Origin of the sequence: Bradyrhizobium sp. LCT2 (assembly GCF_009931255.1) — a bacterium.
Taxonomy (GTDB): domain Bacteria; phylum Pseudomonadota; class Alphaproteobacteria; order Rhizobiales; family Xanthobacteraceae; genus Bradyrhizobium; species Bradyrhizobium diazoefficiens.
Window position 1 is genome coordinate 5,246,135 of sequence record NZ_CP034432.1, and the last position, 12,227, is coordinate 5,258,361.

Below are 12,227 nucleotides of genomic sequence, written 5' to 3' on the forward strand. Positions count from 1 at the left end.
CGGGTCAGCGGGAACGGAATCCGTCCATTCCGGCTTGACTGGGATGGACAGGTTCTTTCTCGCGATAATGGTCGCGGCCGTTCTGCTGCTGATCGTGGCTTCCGACCTGCTGGTCAACGGCCCCGGCAGACAGGCACCGGCTGACGTGGCCATGCTGCCGGCATCAGCCCGACTGGTCAGATAGGCGAGAGACCGCACCCCGCGGTCGAATGCCCCATTTGAATGTTCCAGCGGAACAATTTAGTCCGATTCGGACTTCTGCTCACCGCGTCAGCCATCAAGGCCAGCGCGATCCGGACAGGCTCAGCTCCGCCTTGGTTAGGGGGAGCTGAGCCACCGCCCGAGGCGGCGAGCTAGAACTAGCCCCCGCTCCGATAGACCTGGATGTCGAGGTCCCGGATCTTCTTGCGCAGGGTGTTGCGGTTGAGGCCGAGCAGGTCCGCGGCGCGGATCTGGTTGCCGCGGGTCGCCGCCAGCGCGGCCGTGAGCAGCGGCACCTCGATCTCCTTGAGGATGCGGTGATAGAGGCCCGGCGGCGGCACGCCGTTCGGAAAGCCCTGGAAGTGCGAGGACAGATACGCCTCCACCGCGCCGCCGAGATTGTCGACGCCCTGCTGGACCGCAGCACCCGGGCTGACCGAGGGCGGCGCAAGCTCGCCGTCGATGACGGAGGCCGTGATCACGTCCTGCGGATAGAGCGCCGCGAGGCGCCGGGCGAGATTTTCGAGCTCGCGCACGTTGCCGGGCCAGCGGTGCTGCTTCAGCCGCTCCAGCGCCAGCGCATCCAGCTTCTTCGGCGGCAGGCCGTCCTTCTCGGCCAGCGCGAAGAAGTGGCGCACGAGATCCGGCAGATCCTCGATGCGCTCGCGCAAGGGAGGCAGCCGCAACGGCACGACGTTGAGTCGGAAGAACAGGTCCTCGCGGAACAGGCCCTGCTGGATCAGCACGCGCAGATCCTTGTTGGAGGCCGCAACGATCCGCACGTCGGTCTTGATTGGGGTGCGGCCGCCGACGGTGGTGTATTCGCCCTGCTGGAGCACGCGCAGCAGGCGGGTCTGCGCCTCCATCGGCATGTCGCCGATCTCGTCGAGGAACAGCGTGCCGCCCTCGGCCTGCTCGAACCGGCCCGAGGCGCGGGTGTTGGCGCCGGTGAAGGCGCCGCGCTCATGGCCGAACAGCTCGGACTCGATCAGGTCGCGCGGGATCGCCGCCATGTTGACGGCGACGAACGGGCCGTTGCGGCGCTTGCCGTAATCGTGCAGCGCGCGCGCCACCAGCTCCTTGCCGGTTCCGGACTCACCCGTGATCATCACAGTGAGGTCGGTCTGCATCAGGCGCGCCAGCACGCGGTAGATTTCCTGCATCGCTGGCGAGCGGCCGACCAGCGGGATCGCCTCCATCTCGGCATCCTCGTCCGGCGTCGAGGTTCGCTCCTTCGGCTCGGCGAGCGCACGGCCGACGATGGCGATCAGCTCCTTCAGGTCGAAGGGCTTCGGCAGATACTCGTACGCCCCGCGCTCGGAGGCGCGGATCGCTGTCATGAAGGTGTTCTGCGCGCTCATGACGATGACGGGCAAATTCGGCCGCATCTTCTTGATCCGCGGCAGCAGGTCGAAGGCGTTTTCGTCCGGCATCACCACGTCGGTGATGACGAGATCGCCCTCCCCCTGGCTGACCCAGCGCCATAGCGTTGCGGCATTGCCGGTGAGCCTGACCTCATAGCCGGCGCGGGACAGAGCCTGATTGAGAACCGTGCGGATGGCGGTGTCGTCATCTGCAACGAGAATGCTACCTGCGGGCATTGTTAATCCTCATTTTGCCCCCTGTGATGCAGACGACGACTTCCCGGCAGAGCCGTCGCGACTGCTGTGATCGGCGTGTTTGACCGATGTGGAATACATCGGCATCAGCACGCGGAAGGTGGTCTTGCGCGGCTGAGATTCGCATTCGATGATGCCCCCGTGATCGCCGACGATCTTTGCGACCAGGGCGAGGCCCAGACCCGAGCCGGTCTGCTTGGTGGTCACGAAGGGATCGAACAGGTTGGGCAGAAGATCGTCCGGCACGCCTGGTCCGTTGTCCCTCACGCAGAATTCGAGCGGCAAGGATACCCGGGATTTTTGACCGGGGACTGACAGGCGCACGCCGGGGCGGAACGCGGTGGTGAGTTGGATCTCGGCATCGGGCACGTCGATCAAGGCTTCGGCGGCGTTCTTCACGAGATTGAGGAACACCTGGATCAGCTGATCCTGGTTCGCCAGCACCGGCGGCAGCGAGGGATCGTAGTCCTCGATGAAGCGGATGTTGCGGGCAAAGCCCGACTGCGCCAGCCGCTTCACGTGATCGAGCACCGAATGGATGTTGACCGGCCCGCGCACCACGGGACGCTCGTCGCCGAACACCTCCATGCGGTCGACCAGCGTCACGATGCGGTCGGCCTCGTCGCAGATCAGCCGCGTCAGCATGCGGTCCTCGGACGAGGCCTGCTGCTCCAGCAGCTGCGCCGCGCCGCGGATGCCGGAGAGCGGATTCTTGATCTCATGCGCGAGCATCGCTGCTAGCGCTATCACCGAGCGCGCGGCGCTGCGATGGGTGAGCTGCCGATCCATCTTGTCGGCGATGGTGCGCTCCTGAAGCATCACCACGATATGGCCGGGCCGCTCGGTGAGCGGGGCGACGTGCAGATCGACCTGGCGATCGCCGCCCATGCGGGGCGTGCCCAAATCGACCTTGTATTCGTTCACCGGCGAGTTCGACGAGCGCACCTGGTCGATCAGCGCCAGCAAGGGGCTGCCGAACGGCACCAGCTCTTTCAGCGACTGCCGCTTCAGGAATTGCGTCGAGATCTCAAAGAAGGCTTCGGTTGCGATGTTGGCGGCGACGATCTTGCCGTCCGGCCCGATCAGGAGCACGGGATTGGGAAGCGCGTCCAGGATCGCATCGCTGTCGGACGGTAGCGGCCGACGTTGTTCAGCGGCTGAGCTCATGCAGCAGCGCTCCATGCGAAGTCGTCGAAGGCATCTTGCAGTGACTGGTGGACGAGGCGGGGATCTTCGGACGTCAGAATTGTCCGGCGCCAGGATTTCAGCTTCTCGACCGGCGCGCGGCTCGCATCGGCGGCGACGTCGAGCGCCCAGCCGAGATGCTTGCGGGCATGCTTGAGACCGACGCGCAGGCCGTAGAGCGCGCACACGCCTTCATAAAGCGTGCGGACATAATGGAGTTGCGTCGCGAGCGACGGCGTGGCTTCCGCCGCCCCGCCCTTCAGGCGCCGGCCGATCTGGCCGGGCAGCCAGGGCTGGCCCTGTGCGCCGCGGCCGATCATCACGGCGTCGGCGCCGGAGGATTCGAGCGCCGCGAGCGCCTTCTCGTACGAGGTGATGTCGCCGTTGACGATGAGCGGAATCGAGATCGCCTCGCGCACGGTGCGGATCGCATCCCAATCGGCCTCGCCCTTGTAGAACTGGCAGCGGGTGCGGCCATGCACGGTCACGAGCTTGATACCCGCGGCTTCCGCGCGCCGCGCCAGTTCCGGCGCATTGCGGCTGCGGTCGTCCCAGCCGAGCCGCATCTTCAGCGTCACCGGCACCTTCACCGCCGCGATCGTCGCATCGATCAGGCCGACAGCGTGGTCGAGATCGCGCATCAGGGCCGAGCCGGACTGGCCGCCCGTGACGTGGCGGGCCGGACAGCCCATATTGATGTCGATGATATCGGCGCCTTCCGCTTCGGCGATCCGGGCGCCTTCGGCCATCCAGTGCGCCTCGCAGCCGGCGAGCTGCACCACGTGCGGACCGATTCCGGTCGCTTCGCAGCGCAACCGGGACATCCGGTGGCCGTTGGCGAGCTCATCGCTGGCGGTCATTTCGGACACCACCAGACCTGCCCCAAGCTCGGCGACCAACCGCCGGACGGGCGAGTCAGTCACTCCCGACATCGGTGCCAGGAAGACCGGGGTGGCGACCTCAATATCGCCTATTTTCAAGGGCTTGGAGCCTGATCCTGCCGAGCCGGTCACAGTGGTCTCATTCACTCGCAGGGCCTCATCGCACCTGCCATGACCTATCTTGCGCACAATTCTTGTGCAGTCAAGCGTCATGCCTACAGTTTAGACAGTTCTGCAAATCTTTCAAGTGCAGTGCAGCAAATTGCTGTTTCCCACAATCCAGGGAAACCCCCTTTTTTTGCGGGCCTGCCGTGCTAGAGGCATGCCGGCAATCACCCACTTCCGACTCTTTCATTAGCAACTGAGTATTTGAGTCCTATGGCGAAATCACAGCACACCGCAGTCGTTCTTGTCGCGGCAGGTCGCGGCCTGCGCGCCGGTGCCGGCGGGCCGAAGCAATATCGCGAGATCGGCGGCCAGCCCGTGATCTATCGCGCCATGGAAGCCTTCAGCCGCCACCCCGACGTGTTTGCAGTGCAGCCCGTGGTCAACCCCGACGACAGCGCCATGTTCACGGCAGCGGTCGCAGGATTGAAGCACGAGCCGCCGACCAATGGCGGCGCCACGCGCCAGGCCTCGGTGCTTGCCGGTCTCGAAGCGCTCGCAAAGCACCAGCCCGACATCGTCCTGATCCACGACGCCGCGCGTCCCTTCGTCTCGGACGGTGTGATCTCGCGCGCGATCGATGCGGCGAGCCGCACCGGCGCCGCGATCCCCGTCGTTCCCGTCACCGACACCATCAAGCTCACCGGCGCGAGCGGCAACGTCGAGGACACGCCGGATCGGGCCCGCCTGCGGATCGCGCAGACGCCGCAATCCTTTCGTTTCGACGTCATCCTCGAGGCGCATCGTCGCGCGGCGAAGGACGGACGCAGCGATTTCACCGATGATGCCGCGATTGCCGAATGGGCGGGATTGACGGTTGCAACCTTTGAAGGCGATGTTGCCAACATGAAGCTCACCACTCCCGAAGATTTCGTGCGCGAGGAAGCGCGCCTGGCCGCCCAGCTCGGCGACATCAGGACCGGCACGGGCTACGACGTCCACGCCTTCGGCGAAGGCGACCACGTCATGATCTGCGGCGTTCGCGTGCCGCACAGCAAGGGGTTCCTGGCGCATTCCGACGGCGATGTCGGCCTGCATGCTCTGGTGGATGCCATCCTCGGCGCGCTGGCCGACGGCGACATCGGCTCGCACTTCCCGCCGAGCGATGCGAAGTGGAAGGGCGCCTCCTCCGACCAGTTCCTGAAATACGCCATCGAACGCGTCGCCCAGCGCGGCGGCCGCGTCGCCAATCTCGAGGTGACGATGATCTGCGAGCGGCCGAAGATCGGCCCCCTGCGCGACACCATGCGCGCGCGCATCGCCGAGATCTCCGGCGTCGACATCTCGCGCGTCGCGGTGAAGGCGACGACCAGCGAGCGGCTCGGCTTCACCGGCCGCGAGGAAGGCATCGCGGCCACCGCGAGCGCCACCATCCGCCTGCCGTTTAACGAGAAGACTTGGAGCGTCTAGGCCATGGCCGGCAGCGACGCACGCGCCCTCTCCCGCTCGCTGCTCGATTTGTGCCGGATGCGCAAGCTGACGATCGCCACGGCCGAGTCCTGCACCGGCGGGCTCGTTGCCGGCGCGCTGACCGACATCCCCGGCTCCTCCGACGTGATCGACCGAGGCTTCGTCACCTATTCCAACGACGCCAAGCGCGCGATGCTCGGCGTTGAAGCAGGCACGCTCGCCAATTTCGGCGCGGTCAGCAAGGAGACCGCAACCGCGATGGCGATCGGCGCGCTGGAGCGTGCCGGTGTCGACCTCGCGGTCGCCATCACCGGCATCGCCGGCCCTGGCGGCGCCACGCCCGGCAAGCCGGTCGGCCTCGTGCACTTCGCCGCCGCCGCACGCGACGGCCGCATCATCCACCGCGAGCACCGTTTCGGCGCGATCGGCCGCACCGCGGTGCGTCAGCGCTCCGTCGTCGAGGCGCTGCGCATGCTGATGGATCTCGCCCGCGGCCCGCAAGTCACGGCCAAGCCACAACGCGCCGCCGCGAGCCGCTTGCGCCCCCGTGTGACACGCTCGCCGCGCCGGCATGCGGCAAAGCGCAGGCCGTCGCGGTCACCGCGGGGGTGAGTCCCGTAGCCCGGGTGAGCGAAGCGATACCCGGGACGCCGCAGCAGAAGTCCCGCATGTCGCCAGATCGGTGTCCGCGATTTCCTTGAAGATCGTCAGAGTAATGTGGTCCACGGTCAATCCCTGTAGGCCACTCAACATCCGTTAGCTTCAGCGTAGCGATCTTCCGCCTTCTGAACCCAGCTGTGTTTTGTGTCGAGGTCAATGGAAGCACGAAACAAGGCTCGGGCAAGACGCGCGGCGAGACTGAGATGCCGCGCTTGCTTTTCAAAAAGCACGCAAATCTTGTCGAATCCGATCGTTATATGCAGTGCAAGAGCGCGACCAAACGTCATCGTCCCCATCCGAACTTGCGCGCGACCATATTGGCGCAATAATGCCGCTCTATGTTGTGGTCCGGAATCAACCGGCCCAGCCTTCTGGAGGGCGACGAATTGTTCGCTCGCACCACTGCTCTGGCCATTGCCATCTTGGCCGCCCTTGACGGCGCAGCCGCACAAACGGCCAACCAGCCGCCGGATACGATGGCGGCGCGGGTCGAGGCCTGCACGCCCTGTCACGGCAACAAGGGCGAAGGCACCAGCGACGTCTATTTCCCGCGCCTCGCCGGCAAGCCCGCCGGTTATCTCTACAACCAGCTCCTCGCCTTCCGCAGCGGCCGGCGCAAATATCCGCCGATGAACTATCTGCTGGAATTCCTGCCCGATCCGTATCTGGAGGCGATGGCGGAGTATTTTGCCACCGAGCACCCGCCGCTGCCGCAACCGGCACCGAGCGAGGTCAGCAAGGACGTGCTGGCGCAGGGCGAGCAGCTTGCGACCAGCGGCGATGCGGGCCGCAACATTCCGGCCTGTGTGAGCTGCCATGGTCCCGGACTCACGGGCATGCAGCCCGGCATCCCCGGACTACTCGGCTTGCGCGCGCCTTACATCAGCGCCCAACTCGGCGCCTGGCGCTACGGCAACCGCACGGCGAAATCGCCCGACTGCATGCAGCTCGTCGCCGGCCATTTGACCGAGGCCGACGTCACCGCCGTTGCAGCCTGGCTCGCGACGCGGCCGGCGCCCGCGAACCCGGCTCCCGTGCCGAAAGGCACCTACGCGCTGCCTTTTGGCTGCGGCAGCCAGCCCAACTGACGAGGCGGATGATGGGCTCAAGACTGTCGATCACGCTCCTCGCTCTCGCCGCGTTCACGACGGCCACGCAGGCGCAGGACAAAGACAAGACCGGCGATATCATCGCGCGCGGCGAATATCTCGCCCGCGCCGGCGATTGCACCGCCTGCCACACCGCACCGGAAGGCCGTCTGTTCGCCGGCGGCCGCGCCATGCCGACGCCGTTCGGCACGCTCTACACCTCCAACATCACGCCCGATCCGGAGACCGGGATCGGCAAATGGAGCGCGGACGATTTCTACAGGACGATGCACAATGGCCGCTTCCCGGATGGCGGGCTGATCTATCCGGCGATGCCGTTCGCCTCCTACACCAAGGTGACGCGCGCCGACAGCGACGCGATTTTCGCCTACCTGCGCTCGATCCCGCCGGTCAGCCAGAGGAACAGGCCGCACGAGTTGCGCTTTCCCTATGACAACCGCCAGCTCATCCTCGGCTGGCGCACGCTGTTCTTCAGCGAGGGCGAGTTCAAGCCGGACCCGACCAAGTCTGCCGAGTGGAACCGCGGCGCCTATCTGGTCGAGGGCCTCGGCCATTGCGGCATGTGTCACTCACCGATCAACGCGCTCGGCGGCACCTCGCAATCGGACGCCTTCAAGGGCGGCCTGATCCCGATGCAGAACTGGTACGCGCCCTCGCTCACGTCCAACCGCGAGGCGGGCCTCGGCGACTGGAGCATCAAGGACATCACCGACCTGCTCCAGACCGGCGTTTCGGCCCGCGGTGTCGTCTACGGCCCGATGGCCGAAGTCGTGCACAACAGCCTGCAATATCTGAGCGACGAGGACACCAAGGCGATGGCGGTGTACCTCAAGGGCATCTCGGAGCCCTCCCCGCCGCCGCCGGCGAGCTCGGCGCTGCCGACCACCGAGAGCAGCCTGCTAATCAGCCTCGGCAAGACCGTTTATGACAAGAACTGCGCGAGCTGTCATGGCACGCAGGGCGAAGGCAAGCCGCCGCACTGGCCGCCGCTCGCCAACAACCAGTCGATCGAGATGCAGTCGGCGGTCAACCCGATCCGCATGGTGCTCAACGGCGGCTATCCGCCGGGCACCAAGGGCAATCCGATGCCTTACGGCATGCCGCCGTTCGCGGGCCTGCTCTCCGACAATGAGGTCGCCGCCGTCGTCTCCTACATCCGCACCGCCTGGGGCAATCGCGGCACGCCGGTCTCGGCCCGCGAGGCCAACGAGCTGCGCTCCGCACCGCTGAACTGAGGACGCTAGAGATCCATCATGATCAATTCCGATCCGCCGACCAGCCCAGCCGCGGCCGACGAGGCTGTCGAGGAGGTCGTCGCGCAAGGCCCGTCCGGCGCGATCGTGCTCGCCGGCATCGCTACGGCCTGCGTGGTCGCGATGTGGCTCGCCTTCTATCTGTTCGTCTTCCTGCCGCGCGGATCGCTGCAATGAGCGCAGAGGACACCCATGGCAGCGCCGAGGTCGCGGCCCGCGTCGAGCGGCGCTGGGCGACCATCGCCGTGATCATCATCGTTGGTATGGCGGTGCTGGCGGCGTTCGCCGGCATCCATCGCGCGACCATGCCGCAACCGCGTGTCGAGACCACCGATCCCTCGCGGATTCATCTTTCCGGTGAATTCGTCGAGAGCAATCTCGGCAGCGTGCTGGAGGCCAACGGCAACGTCACGGTGCGCGCGATCGGCCAGCAATATTCCTTCACGCCGGCCTGCATCGTGGTGCCTGTGGACACGCCGATCACGCTCCGCGCCACCAGCGCCGACGTCGTGCACGGCATCCTGATCCAGGGCACCAATGTCAACACCATGCTGGTGCCGGGCTACATCTCAGAGCAGCTGATGCGCTTTACCAGGACCGGCGACTATCTGATGCCCTGCCAGGAGTTTTGCTCCTTCGGCCACGAGGGCATGTGGGGCAAGGTCAAGGTGATCGACAAGACCGACTTCGCCGATCGGGCGAAGGGCGGCGGGAGGCTGAGCTGTGTTGGCCAATAGGAAGCTCATCCTCGCCCATTTCTGGTTTGCGTTTGCGCTGTTCGGCGTCGCGCTGACGCTCGGCGCCTGGCAAATGTTCATCCGCAGCCCGATCGGCACCTGGCTCTCCAACCCCGAGCTCTACTACCGCTCTCTGACGGCGCACGGCACGGTGATGGGCTACGTGTTCCCGACCCTGGTCGCGATGGGTTTTGGCTACGCCATCAGCGAGTCCGCGCTGGAGCAGCGCCTGGTCGGCGTGCGCTGGGCCTGGGCCGGCTTCTGGCTGATCGTTGCCGGCAGCATCATGGCCGTGATCCCGGTCGCGCTCGGGCGCGCCTCGGTGCTCTACACCTTCTATCCGCCGCTGATCGGCAACGTCTTCTACTATCTCGGCGTCGTGCTGGTCGTGGTCGGCTCATGGATCTGGGTCGCGCTGATGTCGGTCAATCTGCGCGTCTGGCGAAAGGCCCATCCCGGCGCCCCGGTGCCGCTCGCGATGTTCGCCAATGTCGCGGGCTCCTATCTGTGGGCGTGGACCGCGGTCGGCGCCGCGCTCGAGCTGTTGCTCCAGATCATTCCGGTCGCGGCGGGGCTGAAGGCCACCATCGATGCCGGCCTCGCCCGCGTGTTCTTCTCCTGGACGCTGCACGCCATCGTCTATTTCTGGCTGATGCCGACCTACATCGCCTATTACACCATCGTGCCGCGCGCGATCGGCGGCCGGGTCTATTCCGACACCATGGCGCGGATCTCCTTCATCCTGTTCCTGGTGGTGGCGATGCCGATCGGCATGCATCACACCTTCGCCGATCCGCAGGTCGGCGCCGGCTTCAAGTTCATCCATTCGGCCTTCACCGCACTGGTCGCACTGCCGACGCTGCTGACCGTGTTCACGATCTGCGCCTCGGTCGAGATCGCCGCGCGCCTGCGCGGCGGCCGCGGCCTGTTTGGCTGGATTCGGGCGCTGCCATGGGACAATCCGATGATGCTGGCGCTCGCGTTCTCGTTCGTCATGCTCGGCTTCGGCGGCGCCGGCGGCCTCATCAACATGAGCTATCAGCTCGACGCGTCGATCCACAACACGCAGTGGATCACCGGCCATTTCCACCTGATCTTCGGCGGCGCCATCGTGATCATGTATTTCGCGATCGCCTATGATCTGTGGCCGCATCTGACCGGGCGCGAGCTGACCGACCTCCGCCTGATCCGCACCCAGCTCTGGCTGTGGTTCATCGGCATGATTGTCACGACCTTCCCGTGGCATTGGGTCGGCATCCTGGGCATGCCGCGCCGCATGGCCTATTTCGACTTCGGCGATCCCGCGATCGCGCCGCAGGCGCTCTCCGTCACATTCTCCGCGATTGGCGGTTTCATCCTGCTGACCTCGGGCGTCCTGTTCCTGGTCATTCTGGCCCGAGGGATGCGTGCGCCTCAGGCTGATGCCGGCCCCTATCGCTTCGCGCTGGCGGTGCATCAGCCGGCGACGGTGCCGGTCGCGCTCAACACCCATGCGCTGTGGGTGGCGCTGATGATCGCCCTGACCATCACCAATTACGGCTATCCGATCCTGACGCTGGCACTGACCGAGGGCACGTCGGTGCCGGCCGTCTATGTGGGAGCGCAGTGATGAGCACGCGCGACCTCTTCACCTTCCGTAACGGCCATTTCAAGATTGGCGTTGGCATCACCGCCGCGATCCTCGTCGTGACGGCGATCGCAGGCTTCATCGTGCTGCCCTTCGCGCAGCCCTGGGTGCAGTTCGCCAATGTCTGGGATGCGATCTGTAGCGCCGCCGGCGTGCCGCGGCGCGCGGCAAGCGTGACGGCGCCCGAGCAGAGCATGCGTCTGTCGGAGGTCGTGCTCACCTCGCACACGCTGTCGCGTCCGAGCCAGGAGGCGATTGGCCGCGGCGCCACGCTCGCGCAGCGCTGCGCGATCTGCCACGGCCCGACCGGCATCAGCCGCGCGGACTCGCCCAACCTCGCCGGTCAGTATGCGGCCGTGATCTACAAGGAGCTGCACGATTCCCGCTCCGGCGCGCGCACCAATGCCGTGATGTCGCCGTTTGCCGTCAACCTGACCGACCAGGAAATCGCCGACCTCGCGAACTACTACGCCTATCTGCCGCGGCTCCCGGCCTATCACCCGACGCCGCTTCTGCCGAAACCCAACATCGTCATCTACGGCGCGCCGATCCGCGGCATCGCGCCGTGCGGCGCCTGCCATGGCAGCCTCGACAACAAGACCGGCAGCCCGTGGCTGGAGGGGCAATCCGAGGCCTATATGAAGGCGCAGCTGCAGGCCTTCGCCTCAGGCGAGCGGCGCAACGACATCAGCCAGCAGATGCGCAACATCGCCCGCGCGATGACGCCACAGGAGATCGAGCAGGCCGCGGCGTATTATGCCTCGCAGCCGCCGGATATCGTGAAGGCCGTTGATTGAGCCCCGCTGTCATTGCGAGCGTGGCGAAGCAATCCAGAATCCATCCGCGGAAAGGCTCTGGATTGCTTCGTCGCAAGGGCTCCTCGCAATGACGGCGGAGAGGCTACGCCTTACGTCGACGCCAGCTTCGGCCGGCCGTAGATCGCATCCGCGCGCTTCTCGAACGCGGTGGAAAACCGCGCGAACGCGGCGTCGAACATCGAGCCCATCAGCATCGCCAGCATGCGGCTCTTGAACTCGTAGGCGAGGAAGAACCCGACGTCGCAGACGTCCTCGCCCTTGGGCTCGAACGTCCAGCGGTTTTCCAGATTACGGAACGGGCCTTGCAGATATTCGACGAGGATTTTCAGGTTGGCGCGGTCGAGCGTCACGCGGCTGGTGAAGGATTCCTTGACCAGCTTGAACGACACCGTCATGTCGGCGACCAGCACCTCGGTGCCGTCGGGCTTCGCCATGCGCTGGCGGACCTTCAGCGCGCTGCACAGCGGCACGAACTCCGGGTAGCGCTCGACATCGGCGACCAGATCAAACATCTCGGACGCACTGTGGTTGACGCGGTGCTTGCTCGAAACTCGATGCATGA

General features: G+C 65.9%; 13 protein-coding genes. 8 read left to right on the plus strand and 5 right to left on the minus strand.

The window, feature by feature from the left end:
- Positions 1–359: 359 nt before the first annotated feature.
- The 3 genes from ntrC to dusB are packed head-to-tail and all read right to left on the minus strand — an operon-like array spanning position 360 to position 3,985.
- Positions 360–1,802: a nitrogen regulation protein NR(I) gene (ntrC, locus tag EI171_RS25235; protein ID WP_028174062.1), complete on the minus strand. Its 1,443-nt coding sequence runs from the start codon at positions 1,800–1,802 to the stop codon at positions 360–362.
- Positions 1,803–1,811: 9 nt separating this feature from the next.
- A complete protein-coding gene (locus EI171_RS25240; RefSeq protein WP_011087259.1) occupies positions 1,812–2,987 on the minus strand; it encodes a nitrogen regulation protein NR(II) in 1,176 nt (391 codons plus the stop codon).
- Complete coding sequence (gene dusB, locus EI171_RS25245; protein ID WP_161537076.1) at positions 2,984–3,985, minus strand: tRNA dihydrouridine synthase DusB; 1,002 nt, start codon at positions 3,983–3,985, stop codon at positions 2,984–2,986. Before dusB ends, EI171_RS25240 begins: the two co-directional genes overlap by 4 nt.
- 279 nt (positions 3,986–4,264) lie before the next feature.
- On the opposite strand from dusB, the gene EI171_RS25250 reads away from it, so the two are divergent.
- Both EI171_RS25250 and EI171_RS25255 read left to right on the plus strand, forming a co-directional pair.
- Positions 4,265–5,461 (plus strand): bifunctional 2-C-methyl-D-erythritol 4-phosphate cytidylyltransferase/2-C-methyl-D-erythritol 2,4-cyclodiphosphate synthase, encoded by a 1,197-nt coding sequence (locus tag EI171_RS25250; protein ID WP_161534962.1) that lies wholly within the window; start codon positions 4,265–4,267, stop codon positions 5,459–5,461.
- A 3-nt stretch (positions 5,462–5,464) separates the two neighbouring features.
- A complete protein-coding gene (locus EI171_RS25255; RefSeq protein WP_028174064.1) occupies positions 5,465–6,073 on the plus strand; it encodes a CinA family protein in 609 nt (202 codons plus the stop codon).
- A gap of 134 nt (positions 6,074–6,207) precedes the next feature.
- On the opposite strand, the gene EI171_RS25260 is transcribed toward EI171_RS25255, so the two are convergent.
- Entirely contained in the window at positions 6,208–6,408 is a 201-nt protein-coding gene (locus EI171_RS25260; RefSeq protein WP_129557617.1) for a hypothetical protein, read from the minus strand.
- 189 nt (positions 6,409–6,597) lie between these two features.
- On the opposite strand from EI171_RS25260, the gene EI171_RS25265 reads away from it, so the two are divergent.
- Genes EI171_RS25265 through EI171_RS25285 form a run of 6 tightly spaced genes read left to right on the plus strand, consistent with a single transcriptional unit; the run spans position 6,598 to position 11,644 of the window.
- On the plus strand, positions 6,598–7,209 hold the full coding sequence (locus tag EI171_RS25265) for a c-type cytochrome (RefSeq protein WP_231166733.1): 612 nt from the start codon (positions 6,598–6,600) through the stop codon (positions 7,207–7,209).
- Positions 7,210–7,220: 11 nt separating this feature from the next.
- Entirely contained in the window at positions 7,221–8,465 is a 1,245-nt protein-coding gene (locus tag EI171_RS25270) for a cytochrome c (protein WP_161534963.1), read from the plus strand.
- Positions 8,466–8,483: 18 nt separating this feature from the next.
- Positions 8,484–8,660, plus strand: a complete 177-nt coding sequence (locus EI171_RS44885) for a hypothetical protein (protein ID WP_202633012.1) — start codon at positions 8,484–8,486, stop codon at positions 8,658–8,660.
- The gene (locus EI171_RS25275; RefSeq protein WP_161534964.1) at positions 8,657–9,220 is read left to right on the plus strand and encodes a cytochrome C oxidase subunit II; all 564 of its coding nucleotides are present in this window, start codon (positions 8,657–8,659) and stop codon (positions 9,218–9,220) included. Before EI171_RS44885 ends, EI171_RS25275 begins: the two co-directional genes overlap by 4 nt.
- Positions 9,207–10,829, plus strand: coding sequence for a b(o/a)3-type cytochrome-c oxidase subunit 1 (locus EI171_RS25280; protein ID WP_161534965.1), 1,623 nt, complete (start codon positions 9,207–9,209; stop codon positions 10,827–10,829). The genes EI171_RS25275 and EI171_RS25280 overlap by 14 nt, the downstream gene beginning before the upstream one ends.
- Positions 10,829–11,644: a c-type cytochrome gene (locus tag EI171_RS25285; protein ID WP_161534966.1), complete on the plus strand. Its 816-nt coding sequence runs from the start codon at positions 10,829–10,831 to the stop codon at positions 11,642–11,644. The genes EI171_RS25280 and EI171_RS25285 overlap by 1 nt, the downstream gene beginning before the upstream one ends.
- 110 nt (positions 11,645–11,754) lie before the next feature.
- Here the strand turns inward: EI171_RS25285 and EI171_RS25290 are convergent, their stop codons facing one another.
- The gene (locus EI171_RS25290; RefSeq protein WP_161534967.1) at positions 11,755–12,225 is read right to left on the minus strand and encodes a type II toxin-antitoxin system RatA family toxin; all 471 of its coding nucleotides are present in this window, start codon (positions 12,223–12,225) and stop codon (positions 11,755–11,757) included.
- Positions 12,226–12,227: the final 2 nt, after the last annotated feature.